The sequence below is a fragment of the Aquabacterium sp. genome (assembly GCF_044226965.1).
Taxonomy (GTDB): Bacteria; Pseudomonadota; Gammaproteobacteria; order Burkholderiales; family Burkholderiaceae_C; genus Pseudaquabacterium.
This window is the reverse complement of the sequence record NZ_JBGAGA010000002.1, coordinates 67,817-88,407: the sequence shown is the minus strand read 5'-3', so window position 1 is coordinate 88,407 and position 20,591 is coordinate 67,817. Positions and strand designations below refer to the sequence as shown.

Below are 20,591 nucleotides of genomic sequence, written 5' to 3'. Positions count from 1 at the left end.
TCGAGTGTGCGCCTGGCAGCGGCGCGGCGGAACTGTGGAGGGCGTGCCTTAGCGATCCCTTAAGCGGACACGCCGTCCCGTAGGCGGGCCCGTAGGAAGGCTGTCGCTACACTGAAACGATGGAACAGGAACGCAGGCTGCGCGTGGGCCGGCCAATCACGCCCGAACAGTTCGACGAGCTCGACGAAGAGCAGCTCGAGCGCCTGGTGCCCAAGGCCTACCGCGACTACTTTCCCGGCAAGGACGCCTGCGACAACGGCAGCTTCTACCTGCACGACGGCACGCGCTGGAGCTTCTTCAAAGCGGGTTTTGTGGACGACTGAGCGCCGTTTCCCCTGCTTTTCCGGCGCTCGGCGGCAGCGCCCGCGCGCGAAGATCGGCGGCAACGTTCCATCCCTTGCCCGGAGTGCTGCCCCCATGAAGATCGGCCAACGCGAGATCGGCCCGAACGCACGCCCTTACGTGATTGCCGAGATGTCGGGCAACCACAACCAGTCGCTGGACCGCGCACTGGCCATCGTCGACGCCGCGGCCGATGCCGGGGCCGACGCGATCAAGCTGCAGACCTACACCGCCGACACGATGACGATCAAGGTCGACGCGCCCGGCTTCGTGGTCGACGACCCGAAGAGCCTGTGGGCCGGCCGCCACCTGTACGACCTGTACGAGGAGGCGCACACGCCCTGGGCCTGGCACGGGCCGATCTTCGAGCGTGCGGCCCAGCGCGGCATCCACTGCTTCAGCACGCCCTTCGACGACACCGCGGTCGACTTCCTCGAGTCGCTGGGCGCGCCGGCGTACAAGATCGCCTCGTTCGAATGCACGGATATCCCGCTGATCCGCAAGGTGGCGGCCACCGGCAAGCCGATGATCATTTCCACCGGCATGGCCACGGTCGCCGAGATCGACGAGACCGTGCGCGAGGCCCGTGCCGCCGGCTGCCCGGACATCGTGCTGCTGAAGTGCACCAGCACCTACCCGGCCACGCCAGCGAACACCAACCTGCGCACGATCCCGGTGATGCGCGAGACCTTCGGCGTGCACATCGGCCTGTCCGACCACACCATGGGCTGCGGCGTGGCCGTGGCCGCAGTGGCGCTGGGCGCCTGCGTGGTGGAGAAGCACTTCACGCTGGCGCGCGCCGACGGCGGCGTCGACTCGGCCTTCTCGCTGGAGCCGGCCGAGCTGAAGGCCCTGCGCATCGAAACCGAGCGCGCCTGGCAGGGCCTGGGCGAGGTGCGCTTCGGCGGCTCGAAGGCCGAGGCGCAGTCGATGCTGCACCGCCGCTCGCTCTACATCGTGCAGGACCTGCAGCCCGGCGACGTGCTCACGCGCGAGAACGTGCGCGCCATCCGCCCCGGCCTGGGCCTGCCGCCCAAGCACCTGGACCTGGTGCTGGGCATGCGCGTGCCGCGCGGTGCCAGGCGCGGCACGCCGGTGGCCTGGGAGCTGCTGCGATGAGAGCCCCCGAGCTCACTTCGTGCGCTGCCCCCCGCGGGGGCGCTCGGCCCCTTCGGAACGGCCGGGCGGTGCCGAGATGAACCGCCCCGCCCACAAGCTGGACCCGGCGATCCTGGAGGCCCGGGTCTACACCGCGATCCGCGACATCACCGACGAACTCGGCATCGCCATCGGCACCGAAAGCCTGCTGGCCGGCGAAGGCGGCCTGCTCGACACCCGCGACCTGGTGGAACTGTGCCTGGCGCTGGAAGACGTGGCCCGCGATGTCGGCTTCGACTTCGGCTGGTCCACCGCCGCCTTCACGCAGCCCAACAGCATGTTCCGCACGCCGGCGGCACTGGCGGCCGGCTTCGTGCGACAGGCGCGCGGCCGGAGGGGCTAGCGCGATGCGCCAGCGCGGAAGCGCTCGCGCACCGCGATGAAGGCCTGCAGGTACTGCGGGTAGCGCTGGTCGCGCCACGCGATCTTCAAGGCGTCGCTGATGAAGGCCTCGTTCGGATGCTCGCGGAAACGCGACATCGACCAGCCCATGCCGAAGGGGTTGTGCGCCACGCTGCGCCAGTGCGGCTGCGTGGTCAGCAGCAGCGAGGCGGCGCGTTCCATCAGGAACACCTTGCGCTGCGCGGCGCCGTTCGGGCCGGAGTAGGTGGTGGCCTGGCACAGCGCCGCCCTCAGCGCGCTGTCGGGGCCTTCGCACACCGCGAACATTGCCTCGTTCAGCGCCAGCCATTCGCGCCAGAACGCGGGCCGCGCGACGAAGTAGTTCGAGAACACCGTCTGGCGCGAGTCCATCACCAGCTGCGCCAGCGGCACCGGTCGGCCGATGTGCTGCAGGAAGGCTTCGTAGGCGGCGATCAGGCCGGCATCGAAGGCCTCGGCCTGCTCGAACACGTTGAGGAAGAAGGCGCCCATGTCGGGCTGAGGCGAGAACAGCACCACGTCGGCCTGCGGTGCGGCCTCGCGCACGAAGGCCTGCACCTGCACGTGGCTCAGGCCGGTCTTGGTGCCGAACTTCGGCGAGAAGAAGCCGTAGAAGGCCGCGTCGTCCAGCGGTTCGCTGAGCAGGTGGCGGCGGATCGGCCAGTACTCGTACCAGTCGGGCCGCTCGTTGCCCAGGTTGTCGAGCATGCGGTAGCCGGGCTCGAGCGCGGCGCGCGAGGCCTCGGAATACGCGATCTGGTAGAGGTGGACGGCCGTTTCCATGTCGCCGGCAGTCTAGGCCGGCGGGCCCGGGGCACATGCCGCGAACAGCGGCCGGAAGGCCCGGCAGTTCGATGTGGCTGCCTCAGCGTGGCGGTCTCAGAGCGGCCGGCCCGTACCCAGGCCGTAGCGCTGCGCACGCGGGCGGTCTGCGCGCTCGTCCATGTGCGCCGCGAAGGTGGCGTAGGCACTCGGGTTGTGGCGCGCCTGCGCGGCCGGTTGCGTTTCGTACTCGGGCGTGAACTCGGAGATGTGCGTCGCGTCGCTGCCCGAGAGGTTGTCGATCACGTGCGTGGCCTCGTGCATCATCATCGCGGCCAGCGAGTTCGGGCCGGTCACGTCGATGTTGGTCACCGCCACCGGGTCGAACTTGAAGTCGGAGTAGGCCGGGCCGAACAGCACCGGGCCGCCGAACGGAGCTTCGGCCGCGATGTCCAGCCCCAGCGTGCAGATCGAGTGCTTCAGCATCAGCGCGTTGTTCAGCGTGCGCTGCACGGCGCGGAAGTTGGCCAGCAGCGGGTCGATGGTGCCGGTGGCGATGAAGGCCTCGATCGGCAAGCGTGCGCCGCCGGGCGGCACGAGCTTGAAATGGGTCTTCAGCGCGGTCATCGTCACGCCGTCGGCGGTGACGAAGTCGAAGCCGCCGGTGGCCAGCATCGTGCGCACGTCGGTCAGCGCGGCAATCGCACGGCCGATCTTGCGCTGGGCCAGCGGCACGATGGTGCGCGCCAGCTGGCCGCCCCAGTGCGCGCCGGTGGCCGGCGGCTTCCAGCCGCGCTGCGCGAGGTCCAGTGCGCCCAGCACCTCGCGGCCGGCGACCCCGTTGTCGGGCGTGAAGCCGAAGTGCTTCTCGGCGGCGATCACGGCGTTCGCGGTCTGCTGGCCGAAGGCGCCGTCGGCGCCGGCGGCCATGTTGAAGCCCGCGGCGATCAAGGCCTGCTGCAGCAGCTTGACGGCGGCCTTGTCGGGCTCGCCCTGGCGCATCGGCGGGTTGTTGTTCGCGGCGCGCTGAAGCCGCTGGTTAGCCGCCCATTGCGGCGCCAGAAGGGTCACGGTCATCGGGTGCTCCTGCGTCCCGGGGAAAAGGACCGGGCGTCGATGGAGAGCAGTCTAGGAACCGTGTGCCTCAGCCGCTATTGACTTTGGTCGGCCGCGATTGCAACGCATCGCAACCGGCGGACATCATCAAAGCAGCACATGCCCGTGTCGTTGCAATTCCTCGTCGAGCGGCAGCGTGTGTTTCATCGGCGCTGCAGGGACTTCGGTCGTTGCCGCGGTGTGCGCGGCGCTGTCGCCGGCCAGGCCCGGCAATGCATCGGCCGGTGCGGCCAGCAGGTCGGCAGCGCCGGGCGGCGGCTCGCTGCCGGTGCCTGCCGTGGCGCTCGCTTCGCGCGTTAGCCACACGTCCGCCATCTCGTGCGCCTTGCCGTCTGCGGTGGTGTAGCTGCCGATCAGGCCGATGCCGTTGCCATGCTCCTCGCGGTCGCTCTCGGTGTGCGCGAGGTTCAGGCTGACGATGCCCAGCTCCTTCAGCGTCTTCAGCTCGCCGGGGTCGGTGCGGCCGTCGTGGTTGGCATCGACCCACACCTTCAGGTCGTGGAACTGCCGGTCGGCGGCGCTGATGATGCCGTCGTGGTTGCTGTCCAGCGCGGCCAGCGCATTGAAGCCGTTGCCGGCGCGGTGGCCGTCCAGCAGCGGCGTCACCGCGCCGAAGAGTTCGCGGCCGTCGTTGATGAGGCCGTCGTGGTTGCGGTCCAGTGCCAGCAGGCCGTCGTGTCCGCCGACCCAGCCGACCTGCGTGGCATGGCCGGTACCGGTCAGGTCGAACACCGCGCCGGCGCCGATGGCCTGCGTCGTCACGCCGTTGCCGTCCAGGTCCAGCACCAGCGGCGTCACGTGCAGCAGCGCGCTCAGCTGTTCGCCGCTCATCGCCTGGATGTCGGCGGTGTCGAAGGCGCGGATCTGCGCGGTGGTCATCGCCGCGATGTCGGCAGTTTCCAGCGCCTGGATCTGCGTGGTCGTGAAAGCCTGGATCTGGGCGGTGGTGAGGCCGCGTATTTCAGCCGTTGTCATCGCCGCGATGTCGGCGGTTTCCAGCGTCGCGATGTAGCTGGTCGACAGGCCGGCGACCTGGCCGGTCGTCAGCGCGGCGAACTGCGTGGTCGTCAGCGCGTTCAGGTCGGCCGAGCCCAGCGCATTGAGCTGGGCCGTGGTGAGCATTGCGATGTGCGTGGTGTCGAAGGCCACCAGCTGCGCGCTGCTCATCGCCGCGATGTCGTCGGTGCCGAGTGCGCGGATCTGCGAGCTGCTCATCGCCGCGAAGTCGGCCGAGTCGAAGGCCGCCACCTGGGTGGTGGTGAGCGCCAGGACCTGCGCGGTGCTGAAGCCGGCCCATTGCGCCGAGCTGAAGGCGGCGAGCTCGCTGGTCTCGAAGGCCGCGATGGCCGCGGTGCTGAAGCCGCGGATCTGCGCGCTGCCCAGCACCGCCAGGTCGCTGGTCTCCAGGCTGGCGGCCTGCGTGGCCGTCAGCGCGGCGATCTGCGAGCTGCGCAGGGCGGCGAACTGCGTGGTCGTCAGTGCGTCCAGGTGGGTCGAATCCAGCGCGCGCAGCTGCAGGCTGGTGAAGGCCGCCACCTGGGCGGTGGACAGGGCCATCAGCTGCACGCTGTCGAAGCCGGTGACCTGCCCGGTCGTCAGCGCGGCGATCTGGCCGCTGCCGAAGGCGGCGAGGGTCGTCGTGCCCAGCGCGCCGAGTTCGGTGCTGCCGATGGCGCGCAGCTGGCCGCTGGTCAGCGCGCCAAGCTGGCTGCTGGACAGCGCGCTCAGCGACGCGGTGCCGAAGGCGTCGATCTGTGCGCTGCTGAAGCTGCGGATCTGCGCGGTGCTCAGCGCCGCGAGGTCGGCCGTTTCGAGCTTGTCCACCTGCGTGGTCGTCAGCGCGGCGATCTGCGAGCTGCGCAGCGCGGCGAACTGCGTGGTGGTCAGTGCGTCGAGGTCGGCGGTGTCCAGGCTGCGCAGCTGCACGCTGGTGAGCGCGGCCACCTGGGTGGTGCTCAGGCTGACCAGCTGGGTGGTGGACAGTGCGTCGAGCTGCGCGGTCGACAGCGCAGCGATCTGCGAGCTCGACAGCACCGCCAGCGAGCTGGTGCCCAGCGAGGCGATGTCGCCGCTGTCCAGGCTGCGCGTTTGCGAGCTGCTGAACGCGGCCAGTTGCGAAGAGCTCAGCGCGGCCAGCTCGGCGCTGGTGAGCGCGGCGATCTGCACGCTGCTGAAGGCGCGGATCTGCGCGGTGGAGAGCGCGGCCAGGTCGGTGGTCTCGAGTCCGGCCACCTGGCTGGTCGACAGGCTGGCCAGCTGCGAGCTGCGCAGCGCGGCGAACTGGCTGGTGCCGAAGGCGTCGAGCTCGCCACTGCTCAGCGTGGCCAGTTGCGCACTGGTCAGCGCGGCCACCTGCGCGGTGCCCAGCGCCACCAGCTGCGTGGTGCCCAGCGCGTCGAACTGCGTGGTGCTGAACGCGGCGATCTGGCCGGTGCCCAGCGCCGCCAGCACGGTGGTGCCCAGCGCGGCGAAGTCGGCGGTGGAGATCGCGCGGATCTGCGAGGTGGTGAAGGCGGCGAACTGCGTGGTGCTCAGCGCCGCGAGCTGCGTGGTGTCCAGCGCGTCGATCTGCGCGCTGGTGAAGCCGCGGATCTGCGCGCTCGACAGCACGGCCAGATCGCCGGTCTCCAGCCCGGCCACCTGGCTGGTGGCGAGGGCGGCGATCTGCGAGCTGCGCAGCGCCGCGAACTGCGTCGTCGTCAGCCCGTCGAGCACGCTCGAATCCAGCGCGCGCAGTTGCGTGCTGGTCAGCGCCGCCACCTGCGCGCCGCCCAGGCTGGCCAGCTGCGTGGCGTCCAGCGCCGCCAGCTGCGTGGTGGTGAGCGCGGCCACCTGCGCGGTGCCCAGCGCGGGAATCTCGTTCGAGTTGAAGGCGCCGATCACGTCGGGTGCCAGCGCGCGGATCTGCGAGGAGCTGAAGGCGCCGATCTGCGCCTCGCTCAGCGCGTCCATCGTGCTGGTGTTGCCCACCAGCGGCACGAAGGACAGGCTGGCCACCTGCGCGGTGGTGAGCGCGCGGATCTGGCCGGTGCCCAGCGCCTCGACGTCGGCCACTTCCAGCGAGCCCAGCTGCGTGGTGGTGAGCGCGGCGATCTGCGAGCTGCGCAGCGCGGCGAAGTTGGCCGCACTCAGGCCGTTGAGGCTGTCGACGCCGAGCGCGCGGATCTGCGTGCTGCCCAGGCCGGCCAGCTGCGCGGCGCTCATCGCGCCCATCTGGTCGGAGCCGAGGCCGGCCGCGGCGCTGGCGCTCAGCATGCCGAGCTGCGCGGCGCTGAAGGACCCGAACGCGGTGGTGCCGATGGCGCCGAGGTCGTCCGCTGCCATGCCGCGCATCTGCGTGGTCGTCAGGCTGCCCACCAGCGCCGGCGTCAGCGCGGCGAACTGGCCCGCGCTCAGGCCGCTGATCTGCGACGAACCGATGGCATTGAACTGGCTGGCCGACAGCAGCACCAGGTCGCTGGTGTCCAGCGCCGCCAGTTGCGCGCCGCTGAGCACGCGGATGCCGGCGGTCGAGATGTACGGGACCTGGGTTTCGGTGATCGCGACGATCTGCTCGGCGCTGAAGGCCACCCAGTCCTGCGTGGTGAGCGCGGCCACCTCGGTCGTGGTCAGTGCCGCGATCTCGGTGGTGCTCTTGCTGGGGATCGAGGAGGCCATGCGGTCTTATCGACTGCGATGACACGGGCCTTGAGCGGCCAGCACGGCTGGCGGCGGCCGATCACGAAAAAAAGCGCCGAACATTCCCGCTATTCGGGCGATGCTCGGCGCAGGTGCCTGCCAATGGCGAGCAGGCCGGAGGACAGGTCGCTTACATGAGCGGCTGGTGGTTGCGCAGCAGCTCTTCTTCCATCGCGGTGCGGTGGCCCGGCATCACGGCGGCGTGGGCCTGGTGCTCGGTGCTCGGCGACGGCGTGGCTGCCACGCTGGCCGTGCTGCCCAGCAGCTCGGCCGGTGCCGGGGCCAGCAGGTCGGCCGCGGTGGGCGCGTCGCTGCTGGCGTTGCCGCTGCCGTTCTGGCGCTGGAACCACACGTCGGCCATCTCGTGCGTCTTGCCGTCGTCGGTGGTGTAGCTGGACACCAGGCCCACGGCATTGCCGTGGTCCACCTTGTCGCTGGCGGTGTGGGCCAGGTTCAGGCTGGTGATGTGCAGCTCGGCCAGCGTCTTCAGCTCACCGGCGTCGGTGCGGCCGTTGTGGTTGGCGTCGACCCACACCCGCAGCTGGTTGAACTGCGCGTCGGCGGCGTTGATGATGCCGTCGTGGTTGGTGTCCAGCGCGGCCAGGGCGTTGAAGCCGTTGCCGGCGCGGCTGCCATCGGCCAGCGGCGTGACGGCACCGAACAGCTCGCGGCCGTCGTTGATCAGGCCGTCGCCGTTGCGGTCCATCACCAGCAGGCCGTCCTTGCCGCCGACCCAGCTCACTTGCGTGGCATGGCCCGAGCCGGTCAGGTCGAACACCGCGCCCTGGCCGATGGCCTGGGTGGTGACGCCGTTGCCGTCGAGGTCCAGCACCAGCGGGGTCACGCTGAGCAGGGCCGAGAGCTGCGCGCCGCTCATCGCCTGGATGTCGGCCGACTCGAAGCCCTGGATCTGGCTCGTCGTCATCGCCGCGATGTCGCTGGTTTCCAGCGCCTGCACCTGGGTGGTGGTGAAGGCATGGATCTGCGCCGTCGTCAGCGCCCGGATCTCGGCGGTGGTGAAGGCGACGATGTCGTTGGTCGACAGCGACTCGATCATCGTCGTGCCCAGGCCGTGGATCTGGCCGGTGGTCAGCGCGGCGAACTGCGACGTCGTCAGCGCGTTGAAGCCGGTGGTGCCCATCGCGTTGAGCTGCGCGGCGCTCAGCGCCTGCAGGTCATCGGTCATCAGCGCGGCGATGTGCATGGTGTCCAGCGCGGCGATGTCGCCGGTGCTCACCGCATGCCATTGCGCGCTGGTGAAGGCGCCGAGGTCGGTGGTGTCGAGCGCGGCGAACTGCGTCGTCGTGATCGCGGCCACCTGCGCGGTGCCCAGGCCGCTGAGCTGCGCGGTCGTCAGCGAGCTCAGCTCGGTGGTGGACATCGCGACGATGTGCGCCGTCGTGAAGCCGCGCATCTGCGCGCTGCTCAGTGCGGCCAGGTCGCTGGTCTCGAGGTTGTTCACCTGGGTCACCGACAGGCCGGCGATCTGGCCGGTGGTCAGTGCGGCGAACTGCGTCGTCGTCAGCGCATCCAGCTCGGAGGTGCCCAGGATACGCAGCGAAGCGGTGGCGATGGCGGCCACTTCGGCCGTGGTCAGCGACTGCAGCTGGGTGGTGCTCAGGGACTGGATCTGCGTGGTGTTGATGCCGGCCACCGCCGCCGTGCTGAGCGCGGCGATGTGGGTGGTGTCCATCTGGCCCAGGTCGGTCGGGTCGAGGCGGCGCATCTGCGAGCTGGTCAGCGCGGCCACCTGGGCGGTGGACATCGCATTGAGCTGCGTGGCGGTCAGGTCATCCACCTGGGCCGAGGTCAGGCCACGGATCTGCGCGGTCGACAGCGCGGCGATCACGTTGGTGCCGAGCGCGCCGATCACCGCGCCGTCGAGCGCGCCGATCTGCGAGGTGCTCAGCGCCTGGATCTGCGTGGTCGAGAAGTCGGCCAGGTCGAGCTCGTTGAACGCCTTCATCTGCGCGGTGGTGAACGCGTGCAGCTGGGCGGTCGTGAAGGCCTGCAGGTCGGTGGTGCCGCTGAAGACGTCCAGCTGCGTCGAGGTCATCGCGGCGATCTGCGCCGTGCTCAGCGCCTGGATGTGCGAGGTGCCGAAGCCGTTGAGCAGCGTGCTCGACAGCGCGCGGATCTGCGCCGTGCCGAACTTGGACAGGTAGGCGGCTTCATCGTCGAACAGGCCGGCCGGGCCATTGGCGGTGCCGAAGGCCAGCGCATTGACCTGCGCGGTGGTGAAGGCGGCCCACTCGGCCGTCGTCATCGCGGCGACGTCGTTGGTCTCGAGGTTGACCACCTGCGTCGTCGTCAGCGCGGCGATCTGCGAGGTCTTCATCGCGGCGAACTGCGTCGTCGTGAAGGCGTTCAGGTCGTCGGTGGGCAGCACGCGCAGCTGGGCGCTGTTGAGCGCGGCCACCTGGCCGGTGCTCATCGCGACGAGCTGGTTCGTGGTCAGCGAGTCGACCTGCGCGGTGGTCAGCGCGCCGATCTGGCCGCTGGTCAGCGCGGCGATCTGCGTGGTGCTCAGCGAGGACAGGTCGCTGGTCTCGATGCCGCGCGTCTGCGCGGTGCCGAGCGCGGCGAGCTGCGTCGTCGACAGCGCGCCGAGTTCGGCGCTGCTCATCGCGGCCACCTGGGCACTGCTGAAGCCGTGCAGCTGCGCCGTGCTCAGCACGACGAGGTCATTGGTCTCGAGGTTGGCCACCTGCGTGGTGGTCAGCGCGCCGAGCTGGCCGCTGGTCATCGCGGCGAACTGCGTGGTGGTCAGCGCGTCGAGCTCGGTCGTGCCCAGGGCACGCAGCTGCACGCTGTTCAGGCCGATCAGCTGGCCGGTGGTCAGCGCGACGAGCTGGTTGGTCGTCAGGCTGTCGATCTGCACGGTGGTGAGGCCGGCGATCTGGCCGCTGGTCAGCGCGGCGAAGTTGGTGGTGCTGATGTCGGCCAGGTCGGTGGTCGACAGGCCGCGCAGCTGCGAGCTGGTGAGCGCGGCGAACTGCGTGGTCGTCAGCGCGTTCAGCTCGGCGCTGCTCATCGCATTGATCTGCGCGGTCGAGAAGGCACGGATCTGCGCGGTGCCGAGCACAGCCAGGTCGCTGGTCTCGAGGTTGGCCACCTGCGTGGTCGTGAGCGCGGCGATCTGCGAGGTCTTCAGCGCGGCGAACTCCGTGGTCGTCAGCGCGTCGAGGCTGGTTGTCGACAGCGAGCGCAGCTGCGCGGAGGTGAGCGCACCGATCTGCGTGGTGGAGAAGTAGCCGAGCCGCGTGGCGTCGAGCGCGTCAAGCTGCGCCGTGGTGAGCGAGGCCACCTGGGCGGTCGTCAGCGAGGGAATCTCGTTCGAGTTGAAAGCCGAGAAGGCGGTGGTGTTCAACGCACGGATCTGCGAGCTGCTGAAGGCGGCGATCTGCGTCGTCGACATCGCTTCCAGCGCGGAGCTGGTGCCGAAGGTCAGCGAGGCGACCTGCGCAGTGGTCATGGCACGGATCTGCGACGTGCTCAGCGCGACCACGTCGTCCGTTTCCAGTCCGGCGATCTGCGCCGTCGTCAGCGCGGCGATCTGCGAGCTCTTCATCGCGGCGAACTGGGTCGTCGTGAAGGCGTCGAGATCGGTCGTGCCCATGCTGCGCAGCTGCGCGCTGGTCAGCGCGGCCACCTGGCCAGTCGTCAGCGCCACCAGCTGGTTGGTGTCCAGCGAATCCAGTTGCGCCGTCGTCAGGCTGGCGATCTGGCCGGTGGTCAGCGCGGCCAGCTGGGTGGTGCCCAGCGTCGAGACATCGGTGGTGTCCAGGCCGCGGATCTGGGCCGAGCTCAGCGCGGCCAGTTGCGTGGTGCTCAGCGCGGCGAGTTCGGCGCTGGTCATGGCCAGCGTCTGCGCCGAGCTGAAGGCACGCAGCTGCGCGGTGCTCAGGACGGCCAGGTCGGCCGTTTCCAGGCCGGCGACCTGGGTGGTCGTCAGCGCGGCGAGCTGCGAGGTCTTCATCGACGCGAACTGCGTGGTCGTGAAGCTGTCCAGGTCGTTCGAATCCAGCGCACGCAGTTGGGCGCTGGTCAAGGCGGCCACCTGGCCGGTGCTCAGCGCCGACAGCTGGTCGGTGCCCAGGCCCTCGACCTGCGAGGTCGACAGGCCGGCGATCTGCGCGGTCGACAGGCCGGCCAGGAAGGTGGTGCCCAGCGCGGCCAGGTCGGTGGTCGAGAGGCCGCGGACTTCCGCGCTGGTCAGCGCGCCGACCAACGTGGTCGACAGCGCGGCCAGCTGGGCCGTGGTCATCGCATCGATCTGCGCGCTGTTGAAGGCGCGGATCTGCGCGGTGCTCAGCGCGTTCAGGTCGGCGGTTTCCAGGCCGGCCATCTGCGTGGTGGTCAGCGCGCCGAGCTGCGAGGTCTTCATGCCCGCGAACTGCGAGGTCGTGAAGCTGTTCAGGTCATTCGAGTCCAATGCGCGCAGCTGGGCGCTGGTAAATGCGCCCACCTGGCCGGCGCTCAACGCCACCAGCTGGTTGGTGACCAGGCCGTCGACCTGCGTGGTCGTCAGGCCGGCGATCTGGCCGGTGCCCAGCGCCACCAGGTGCGTGGTGCTCACCGTGGCCATGTCGGCGGCGGAAATGCCGCGCAGCTGCGTGGTGGTGAAGGCGCTCCACTGCGTGTCGCTCAGCGCGTCCAGCTGGCTGGTCGTGAAGGCGTCCATCTGCGTGGTCGTGAAGCCGCGCACCTGGCTCGTGCCCAGCGCGGCCAGGTCGCTGGTTTCGAGCGCGCCGACCTGCGAGGCGGTCAGCGAGGCCAGCTGCGAGCTGCGGAAGGCGGCGAACTGCGTGGTGGACAGCGAATTCAGCTCGGTGGTGCCCAGGCCGGCCAGCTGGGCCGAGTTCAGGGCGGCCACGTTGGTGCCCAGCGCGGACAGCTGCGTGGTCGTCATGCCGTCGACCTGCGCGGCGGTGAGCGCGCCCACCTGGCTGGTGCTCAGGCCGGCGATCTGGCTGGTGCCGACGGTGGCGAAATCGGCCGCCGACAGCGCCCGCAGCTGCGAGCTGCTGAAGGCGCCGAATTGCGAGGCGCTGAAGGCCGCCAGCTGCGTCGTCGAGAACGCATCCATCTGCGTCGTGTTGAAGCCGGCGAGCTGCGAGTTGCCGAGTGCGGCCAGGTCACTGGTTTCCAGCGCGACGACTTGGGCTGCGGTGATCGAGCGCAGCTGCGTGGTGCTGAGCTCGCTGTACTGGGTGGTGGTGAACGCGGCCAGGTTGCTGTTGGACAGGCCGGCCACCTGCGAGCTGGTCAGGCCGGCCAGCTGCGTGGCACCCAGCGACGTCAGCTGGGTGGTCGACATGCCGTTGACCGAATCGGCCAGCAGCTTGCCGACCTGCGTGGCGCTCAGCGCGGCCAGCGAGCTGGTGCCCACCGCCGCCAGGTCGGCTGCGCCGATGGCATGCAGCTGGCTGGTCGTGAGGCCGGAGAACAGCGTCGGCGTCAGCGCGTTGAACTGTGAGGTCGTCAGCGAATCGACCTGCGTCGTCGTCAACGCATTCAGCTGCGTGACCGACAGCGCCACCAGGTCGGTCGTGTCCAGTGCTGCCAGCCGCGTGGCGTCCAGCACCCGCAGGCCGCTGGTCGAGACCGCCGGCATCTGGCTGGCCTGCAGGGCCGTGACCTGTGCGGCGCTGAACGCTGCCCAGTCTTCCGTCGTCAATGCCGCGATTTCCGTCGTGGTCAGCGCCGCGATTTCAGTCGTGGTCTTGCTCGGAATGGTCGTTGCCATGGTCGTCTTCCTTGTGGCGGTAACTGGTCAGCGGGTGCTGGTCGGTCAGTCGGATCGTTCGGGTCGGTCGTTCGGGCGGCTGGACGTGCTTCAAACCAGCCTTCGTCGGGTTATCGGGCCGGGGTTGGGGAACTTGAGCCGCGACCCGATCTGGCGGCCAAAAGCCGACTTATTTGCCGTTTTCGGCCGCCGGCCGGCCGCGCGCGAACGAATACGGCCCGATTCGCGTCGCTTTTTTCGCGCTGTTTCGCACGCCGGGCCGGCAGCATCGGGGGTGTGCGGGCGCATCAGGCGCACCGCGCGATGAGCCATGGCCGACGCACAGGACCGCAACCTTCCCGCCTCAGAAAGAAAGATCCGCAAGGCCCGTGAAGACGGGCAGGTGGCCCGTTCGCGCGACCTGGCGCACCTGGCCATCGTGGGCGGCGGCGGCGCGATCCTGGTGGCCTTTGCGCCGATGCTCGGCGGCTGGCTGCTGCGCCTGCTGGGCACCGGCCTGCGCTTCGACGCGCAGTTCCTGGCCCGGCCCGACGTGCTGACGCATCGCCTGGCCGAGCTGACCTGGGCCTGGCTGCTGGTGCTGCTGCCGCTGGGCGCCATCGGCATCGGGCTGGCGGTGGCCTCGGGCATTGCCGCCGGCGGCTGGAACTTCACGCTCAAGCCGCTGGCGCCGAACTTCGGCAAGCTCAACCCGCTGTCCGGCCTGGGCCGCATGGTCTCGGGCGAACAGCTGGCGCAGGTGGGCAAGGCCTGCGCGCTGGCGCTGGTGCTGGGCACCATCGGCGGCTTCTACCTGGTTGGCCACCTGGGCGACTTCCACGACGCGCTGGCGATGCCGCTGCCGCGCGCGCTTGGCCATGTGCAGGCCACGCTGCTGGGCGGCCTGGTGCTGCTGCTGCTGGCGCTGGTGGTGTTTGCGGTGATCGACGTGCCGCTGCAGCGCTTCATGGTCCTGAAGCGGCTGAAGATGAGCCACCAGGAAATGAAGCAGGAGCACAAGGACGCCGAAGGGAACGTGGAGGTCAAGGCCAAGGTCAAGGCGCGCATGCGCGAGATGGCCAAGAAGCGCATGCTCGCCGCGGTGCCCAAGGCCGACCTGGTGGTGATGAACCCGACCCACTACGCGGTGGCGCTGAAGTACGAGGACGGCACGATGAGCGCGCCGCGCGTCACCGCCAAGGGCGCCGACCTGCTGGCGCTGCGCATCCGCGACATCGCGCGCGAGAACAAGGTGCCGGTGCTCGAGTCGCCGGCCCTGGCGCGCGCGCTGTATGCCCACACCGAGGTCGACCAGGAAGTGCCCTCGCGCCTGTTCCAGGCCGTGGCCCAGGTGCTGGCCTATGTCTACCAGCTGCGGGCGGCGGCCACCGGCCGCGGCGCGCCGCCGCGCGAACTGCCGCAGGTGGTGGTGCCCGAGGACCTGGACCCGCACAACAAGCCGAAGGCGGCCGAAGAGCCCGACGCGGGGTGAGCCGCCGCCGGTGAGGGGACCGCCGCTTTAGCCGGCCTTTCTCCCCGCTTTTCGCGCTAAAGATTTCGGCGGGGCCGGAAACAATCCCGCTCCATGAACGGATTCCTTGCCCAACTGCAATCGCTCGTCGGCCCCCGGGCCGGCGTGCTGAAGGCGCTGATGGCACCGTTGTTCATCGTCATGGTGCTGGCGATGATGGTGCTGCCGCTGTTCATCGTCATGGTGCTGGCGATGATGGTGCTGCCGCTGCCGCCGTTCGCGCTGGACCTGTTCTTCACCTTCAACATCGCGCTGGCGCTGATGGTGATGCTGGTGGCCGCCAACATGGTGCGGCCGCTGGACTTCGCCGCGTTCCCCACCATCCTGCTGGTGACCACGCTGCTGCGCCTGTCGCTCAACGTGGCATCGACCCGCGTGGTGCTGATGGAAGGCCACACCGGCACCGGCGCGGCCGGCAAGGTGATCGAATCCTTCGGCCACTTCCTGATCGGCGGCAACTTCGCGGTCGGCCTGATCGTGTTCGCGATCCTGGTGGTCATCAACTTCATCGTCGTCACCAAGGGCGCCGAGCGCATCGCCGAGGTCGGCGCGCGCTTCACCCTGGACGCGATGCCCGGCAAGCAGATGGCGATCGACGCCGACCTGAACGCCGGCCTGATCGACGAGAAGGAAGCCAAGCGCCGCCGCATCGAGGTGGGCGAGGAAGCCGAGTTCTTCGGCTCCATGGACGGTGCCAGCAAGTTCGTGCGCGGCGACGCCATCGCCGGCATCCTGATCCTGGTCATCAACATCATCGGCGGCTTTGTCATCGGCGTGGCCCAGCATGCGCTGTCGGCCGGCCAGGCGGCCGAGAGCTACATCCTGCTGGCCGTCGGCGACGCGCTGGTGGCGCAGATTCCCGCGCTGCTGATCTCGGTGGCCGCGGCGATGGTGGTGTCGCGCGTCGGCAAGGAAACCGACATCGGCAGCCAGATCCGCAAGCAGGTCTTCTCCAGCCCGAAGGCGCTGGCCATCACCGCCGGCATCATCGGCGCGCTGGGGGTCATCCCGGGCATGCCGCACGTGGTGTTCCTGATGCTCTCGTCGGGCATCGGCTACGGCGCCTGGTGGATGGCCAAGCAGCAGAAGAAGGCCGCCGAGGCTCCGGCGCTGCCCGCGCGGGCCGAGCCGCCGGCCAATGCCGAGGCCAGCTGGGACGACCTGCAGCCGGTGGACACGCTGGGCCTGGAAGTGGGCTACCGGCTGATCGCGCTGGTCGACAAGGAACGCCAGGGCGACCTGCTCAGCCGCATCAAGGGCGTGCGCAAGAAGTTCGCGCAGGAGGTCGGCTTCCTGCCGCCGCCGGTGCACATCCGCGACAACCTGGAACTCAAGCCCAGCCTGTACCGCGTGATGCTGCGCGGCGCCGTGGTGGGCGAGGGCGAGGCCTTCCCGGGCATGTTCCTGGCCATCAACCCCGGCGGCGCCACCATCAAGCTGCCCGGCACCGCCACCACCGACCCGGCCTTCGGCCTGCCCGCGGTGTGGATCGAGGAGCGGCAGCGCGAGATGGCCCAAATGAATGGGTTTACGGTCGTTGATTGCTCGACCGTGGTGGCGACCCATCTTTCACACTTGATGCAGGTGAATGCCGCCAAGCTGCTGGGCCGCGTGGAGACGCAACAGCTGGTCGAGCATGTCACCAAGCTCGCCCCCAAGCTCATCGAAGACGTGATTCCCAAGATGGTCGGTATCGCCGCGGTGCAAAAAGTCCTCCAGCTGCTGCTGGAAGAGGGCGTGCACATCCGCGACATGCGCTCGATCGTCGAATGCCTGGCCGAGCATGCCGCCACGGTGACCGACCCGGGCGAACTGGCCCGCCGCATCCGCATCCACCTGGCGCCGGTGATCGTGCAGCAGATCTACGGCCCGACGCGCGAGCTCGACGTGATCGCGATGGACCCCGAACTCGAACGCCTGGTGACCCAGGCGCTGACCTCGCCGCACGGCGCAGCGCTGGACCCCGGTGTCGCCGACACGCTGACCCGCGAGGCCGCGAACACCGCGCGCCGCGCCGAAGACATGGGCCACCCGGCCTGCCTGCTGGTGCCGGACCTGATCCGCGCGCCGATGGCCCGCCTGCTCAAGCGTTCCGCCCCGCGCCTGAAGGTGCTGGGCCACAGCGAGATTCCTGAGACCCACTCGATCCGGATCGGCTCGATCATCGGAGGCACGACATGACCACTCCCCAAGTCAAGCGCTTCACCGGCAAGACCTCGCGCGATGCGCTCGCGCTCGTGAAGCAGGCCCTGGGCGAGGACGCGATCGTGCTGTCCACCCGGCCCGGTGCCGAGGGCGTCGAGGTGCTGGCGATGGCGCCGGACGGCCTGGCGCAGATCGAGCAGGCCGCCGCGCAGACCGCGCCGGTGCGCGCCGCGCAGGCCGCGCCGCGCGCCCGCGCCGCCGAACCCAGGCCCACGCTGGCGCAGCGCGCCGCGCGCGAGCGCATCGAGCCGCGCATGGAGTCGCCGCTGGACGCCGGTGTCGAGAAGGATGTCGAGGCGCTGGGCATGAGCACGCTGACCTTCCAGGACTACGTGCGCGAACGCATGTTGAAGCGCCGCCAGGCCGAGCTGGAACAAAGCGCTGCCGGCGCACCGCAAGGCACGCCGCGCATGGCGGCGGCGCAAGCCGCCCCGCGCGCCGCGGCCCCGGCCGCCGCGCCGCAAGCCGCCGCGCGTGCCGCCGCCGCGCCGGCCCCGGCCGCGCGCCGCGAGATTCCGGTGCTGCGCGACGAAGTGCGCCTGGCCGAGCCCGAGCCCGCGCCGCGCGTGGACCTGAGCGCTGCGGCCGTGCAGCGCGAGCGCAACGAGATGCTCGGCGAACTGCGCTCGATGAAGAACCTGATCGAAGAGCGCTTCGGCATGCTGGCCTTCATGGAGAAGCTGCAGCGCAACCCGCGCCAGGCCGAGCTGTCGCAGCGCCTGCTCGACAGCGGCCTGTCGCCCGCGCTGATCCGCAAGCTGGTGGCCAGCCTGCCGGCGGACGCGAGCGACGAGATGGCCTGGGCCGCCAGCATCCTCGAGCGCAATGTGCTCACCGACGAGAACGAGGCCGCGATCGAGGACCAGGGCGGCGTGTTCGCGCTGATCGGCTCCACCGGTGTCGGCAAGACCACCTCCACCGCCAAGATCGCCGCCGCCTTCGCCACCAAGCATGGCGCCGCGAACCTCGGCCTGATCACGCTGGACGCCTACCGCGTCGCGGCCCACGAACAGCTGCGCACCTACGGCCGCATCCTCGGCGTGCCGGTGCACACCGCGCACGACCGCGCCTCGCTGGAAGACCTGCTGGAGCTGCTGGCGGGCAAGAAGATGGTGCTGATCGACACCGCCGGCATGGCCCAGCGCGACAGCCGCACCCGCGAACTGCTGGACATGCTGTCGCACCGCTCGATCCAGAAGCTGCTGGTGGTGAACGCCGCCGCGCAGGGCGAGACGGTGGAAGACGTGATGACGGCCTACAACGCCGCCTCCTGCCGCGGCATCGTGATCAGCAAGCTGGACGAGGCCGTCAAGCTCGGCCCCGCGCTCGACGCGGTGATCCGCCACAAGTGCAAGGTGGTGGGCGTGGCCAACGGCCAGCGGGTGCCCGAAGACTGGCACCGCTTGTCGGCGCAGGCGCTGGTGCAGCGCGCGCTGCGCGGCGGTGGCGGCTCCTCCTGGCGGCTGGATGCCGGCGAGATCAACCTGATCTTCGCGGGCCGCCATGCGGTCACCAGCGCGGCCGCGCATGCCTGATCAGAGATAACGTCCGAAAAACACGTCCACTCGAGACATGCACGATTTCCACATGAACAGCCGCCACGCTCCGCTCGACCAGGCCCACGGCCTGCGCCAGCTGTTCGCGGCACGGCGCCGGCGTTTCGTGCCGCTGGTGCACAACCCGCACGTGGCCTTCGGCGGCGTGTCGATGGAGCGCCTGTGCGCCGCGTTCGCTGCAAGCCAGCTGCACACGCTGGTGGTCGACGCGGCCGACACGGCCAGCGCCGCGCACGAGCTGGCGCAGGTCGATCTCTCGGCCTGCATCGAACCGCTGTCGGCCGATGTCTCGTACCTGGCCGCGCGCGGCCTGCCGATGCGCTACCTCGACGCCCGGGGCGCGACCAGCGGCTTCCTGACCGCGGTGGCCGACGCCGCCCCGCGCGCCGACGTGGTGCTGGTGCATGCCGGCGCGTCCGACATCGCCCGCCTGTTCGCACACCGCCTGCCGCGTCCCATCCTGCAGGCGGCCGATCATCCCGAGAGCCTGACCCATGCCTACGCGTCGATGAAGCTGCTGACGCAGCGGCTGGGCGTGATGGCCTACGACCTGCTGGTGGCCGCCGACGGTGCCTCGCCGCGCGTGCCGCGCATCGCCGAACGGCTGGCCGACTGTGCCGACCGCTTCCTCGGTGCCGCGCTGTCCGACTGGGCGCTGGCCGATCCGCTGGTCGACGACGACGAGCCGCTGCCGCCTGAACTGCGGCGGCTGGCCGCCGCGCAGCTGCGCAGCGGCGACGACCTCACCCACGAATCCCATTCCCTGGTGCCAGCGGCCCGGGCGCCGCAGGCGTACCGGATGGCTGCCGCCCACGCGAACTGACCTGTCCGGAGCCTCGATCCATGTACACCGCCAAAGGCCGCCTCGACGCCAACGCGATGCTCAAGCAGTACAGCCCGCTGGTGCGCCGGCTTGCGCACCAGATGATCGCCAAGCTGCCGGCCAATGTGGAGATCGACGACCTGATCCAGGTCGGCATGATCGGCCTGTCGGACGCGCTGACCCGCTTCGATTCCGCGCAGGGCGTGCAGTTCGAGACCTTCGCGACGCAGCGCATCCGCGGCGCGATGCTCGACGAGCTGCGCGGCAGCGACTGGATGAGCCGTGGCGACCGCCGCCACCAGCGCTCGATCGAGGCCGCCGTGCACAAGCTGGAGCAGAAGCTCGGGCGCGCGCCCAACGAGAGCGAGATTGCCAAGGAGATGGGCCTGTCGCTCATCGACTACCAGGAACTGCTGAGCAAGGTGCGCGGCACCCAGCTGGTGTACCTGGAGGACATGACCGGCGACGACGGCGACGACGACTACCTGGACCGCCATGTCGCCGACGAGTCCAGCAATCCGCTGTCGCTGCTGAACGACCACCGCATGCGCGCGGCGCTGGTGGAGGCCATCAAGAACCTGCCCGAGCGCGAGCAGTACGTGATGAGCATGTACTACGAGCACGACATGAACCTGAAGGAAATCGCCGCGGTGCTCGGCGTGACCGAGAGCCGCGTGTGCCAGCTGCACAGCCAGAGCATTGCCCGCCTGCGGAGCAGGCTGCGCGAGTGGTAGTGCGCAGCCGCCTGCGCGAATGGTGAGCTGACACCGCGCGCCGGCCCGGTACGATGCCGGGCATGAACACGCGCATCCTGGCCATTCTGCTCGCCGCGCTCGTCGCGTCGTGCGGCACCCCGACGAAACCCGAGCCCCCGCCGCCGCCCGTGCCGCCCAGCGGGCCCCACGCCCGCCTGCGGCTGGCCACCGATGCCGTGCGCCCGGTGCGGCTGTTCACCTATGCCGATGCCAGCTGCCGCAGCGGCGAGCGCGAGGTGGCGCGCATCCAGTACGCGGGCCAGTACCCCGAGACCACGGTCGATGCCGGCCAGCCGGTGCACGGACTGTTCGTCGGGCAGGGCTCGGAGTCCGATTCGGCGCAGCGCTGCGCGGTGGCCTGGAACCATGTCTTCCAGGCGGGCAAGGCCTACGAGGTGTTCTTCTCGTGGCGCGAGCAGGACTGCGACGTGGCCATCTACGAACTGCGCAGCGAGCCGCCGACGCGCCAGATCGTGCAGCGTTTCGTCGAGCGGCCCGAAGGCCGGTCGCCGGCCTGCCAGCAGGTCTACCGCAAGGGCGGGGTGTACTGACAGCC

General features: G+C 70.0%; 13 protein-coding genes. 9 read left to right on the top strand and 4 right to left on the bottom strand.

The genetic code is table 11. From position 1 onward, the window contains the following. The first annotated feature begins 119 nt into the window (after window positions 1-119). The 3 genes from ACILR4_RS01375 to ACILR4_RS01365 all read left to right on the top strand — a co-directional run bounded on the left by ACILR4_RS01375 (window position 120) and on the right by ACILR4_RS01365 (window position 1,843). Window positions 120-323 (top strand): hypothetical protein, encoded by a 204-nt coding sequence (locus ACILR4_RS01375; RefSeq protein ID WP_395699021.1) that lies wholly within the window; start codon window positions 120-122, stop codon window positions 321-323. Window positions 324-417: 94 nt separating this feature from the next. Further along, window positions 418-1,461: a pseudaminic acid synthase gene (pseI, locus tag ACILR4_RS01370; protein ID WP_395699020.1), complete on the top strand. Its 1,044-nt coding sequence runs from the start codon at window positions 418-420 to the stop codon at window positions 1,459-1,461. 76 nt (window positions 1,462-1,537) lie between these two features. Beyond that, on the top strand, window positions 1,538-1,843 hold the full coding sequence (locus ACILR4_RS01365; RefSeq protein ID WP_395699019.1) for a hypothetical protein: 306 nt from the start codon (window positions 1,538-1,540) through the stop codon (window positions 1,841-1,843). Here ACILR4_RS01365 and ACILR4_RS01360 read toward each other — a convergent pair. The 4 genes from ACILR4_RS01360 to ACILR4_RS01345 form a co-directional block, all read right to left on the bottom strand. Then, window positions 1,840-2,664, bottom strand: a complete 825-nt coding sequence (locus ACILR4_RS01360) for a hypothetical protein (protein ID WP_395699018.1) — start codon at window positions 2,662-2,664, stop codon at window positions 1,840-1,842. The genes ACILR4_RS01365 and ACILR4_RS01360 overlap by 4 nt on opposite strands. 96 nt (window positions 2,665-2,760) lie before the next feature. Continuing rightward, complete coding sequence (locus tag ACILR4_RS01355; protein WP_395699017.1) at window positions 2,761-3,720, bottom strand: peptidoglycan-binding protein; 960 nt, start codon at window positions 3,718-3,720, stop codon at window positions 2,761-2,763. Between the two features lie 126 nt (window positions 3,721-3,846). Continuing rightward, the gene (locus ACILR4_RS01350) at window positions 3,847-7,416 is read right to left on the bottom strand and encodes a beta strand repeat-containing protein (RefSeq protein WP_395699016.1); all 3,570 of its coding nucleotides are present in this window, start codon (window positions 7,414-7,416) and stop codon (window positions 3,847-3,849) included. A gap of 151 nt (window positions 7,417-7,567) precedes the next feature. Further along, the gene (locus ACILR4_RS01345; RefSeq protein WP_395699015.1) at window positions 7,568-13,186 is read right to left on the bottom strand and encodes a beta strand repeat-containing protein; all 5,619 of its coding nucleotides are present in this window, start codon (window positions 13,184-13,186) and stop codon (window positions 7,568-7,570) included. A 310-nt stretch (window positions 13,187-13,496) separates the two neighbouring features. Between ACILR4_RS01345 and ACILR4_RS01340 the strand changes: the two genes are divergently transcribed. The 6 genes from ACILR4_RS01340 (at window position 13,497) to ACILR4_RS01315 (ending at window position 20,586) form a co-directional block, all read left to right on the top strand. Next, entirely contained in the window at window positions 13,497-14,657 is a 1,161-nt protein-coding gene (locus ACILR4_RS01340; protein WP_395699014.1) for a flagellar biosynthesis protein FlhB, read from the top strand. Window positions 14,658-14,750: 93 nt separating this feature from the next. Next, window positions 14,751-16,877, top strand: coding sequence for a flagellar biosynthesis protein FlhA (gene flhA / locus ACILR4_RS01335; protein WP_395699013.1), 2,127 nt, complete (start codon window positions 14,751-14,753; stop codon window positions 16,875-16,877). Then, window positions 16,874-18,436: a flagellar biosynthesis protein FlhF gene (flhF, locus tag ACILR4_RS01330; RefSeq protein ID WP_395699012.1), complete on the top strand. Its 1,563-nt coding sequence runs from the start codon at window positions 16,874-16,876 to the stop codon at window positions 18,434-18,436. Before flhA ends, flhF begins: the two co-directional genes overlap by 4 nt. 52 nt (window positions 18,437-18,488) lie before the next feature. After that, complete coding sequence (locus ACILR4_RS01325; protein ID WP_395699011.1) at window positions 18,489-19,280, top strand: MinD/ParA family protein; 792 nt, start codon at window positions 18,489-18,491, stop codon at window positions 19,278-19,280. 20 nt (window positions 19,281-19,300) lie between these two features. Then, window positions 19,301-20,014, top strand: coding sequence for an RNA polymerase sigma factor FliA (locus ACILR4_RS01320; protein WP_395699010.1), 714 nt, complete (start codon window positions 19,301-19,303; stop codon window positions 20,012-20,014). Between the two features lie 62 nt (window positions 20,015-20,076). Beyond that, on the top strand, window positions 20,077-20,586 hold the full coding sequence (locus ACILR4_RS01315; protein WP_395699009.1) for a hypothetical protein: 510 nt from the start codon (window positions 20,077-20,079) through the stop codon (window positions 20,584-20,586). The last annotated feature ends 5 nt before the right edge of the window (window positions 20,587-20,591 follow it).

Coding starts and splice junctions, on each gene's coding strand:
- ACILR4_RS01375 (WP_395699021.1), top strand. CDS start 120: ATGGAACAGGAACGCAGGCTGCGCGTGGGCCGGCCAATCACGCCCGAA.
- pseI (WP_395699020.1), top strand. CDS start 418: ATGAAGATCGGCCAACGCGAGATCGGCCCGAACGCACGCCCTTACGTG.
- ACILR4_RS01365 (WP_395699019.1), top strand. CDS start 1,538: ATGAACCGCCCCGCCCACAAGCTGGACCCGGCGATCCTGGAGGCCCGG.
- ACILR4_RS01360 (WP_395699018.1), bottom strand. CDS start 2,664: ATGGAAACGGCCGTCCACCTCTACCAGATCGCGTATTCCGAGGCCTCG.
- ACILR4_RS01355 (WP_395699017.1), bottom strand. CDS start 3,720: ATGACCGTGACCCTTCTGGCGCCGCAATGGGCGGCTAACCAGCGGCTT.
- ACILR4_RS01350 (WP_395699016.1), bottom strand. CDS start 7,416: ATGGCCTCCTCGATCCCCAGCAAGAGCACCACCGAGATCGCGGCACTG.
- ACILR4_RS01345 (WP_395699015.1), bottom strand. CDS start 13,186: ATGGCAACGACCATTCCGAGCAAGACCACGACTGAAATCGCGGCGCTG.
- ACILR4_RS01340 (WP_395699014.1), top strand. CDS start 13,497: ATGGCCGACGCACAGGACCGCAACCTTCCCGCCTCAGAAAGAAAGATC.
- flhA (WP_395699013.1), top strand. CDS start 14,751: ATGAACGGATTCCTTGCCCAACTGCAATCGCTCGTCGGCCCCCGGGCC.
- flhF (WP_395699012.1), top strand. CDS start 16,874: ATGACCACTCCCCAAGTCAAGCGCTTCACCGGCAAGACCTCGCGCGAT.
- ACILR4_RS01325 (WP_395699011.1), top strand. CDS start 18,489: ATGAACAGCCGCCACGCTCCGCTCGACCAGGCCCACGGCCTGCGCCAG.
- ACILR4_RS01320 (WP_395699010.1), top strand. CDS start 19,301: ATGTACACCGCCAAAGGCCGCCTCGACGCCAACGCGATGCTCAAGCAG.
- ACILR4_RS01315 (WP_395699009.1), top strand. CDS start 20,077: ATGAACACGCGCATCCTGGCCATTCTGCTCGCCGCGCTCGTCGCGTCG.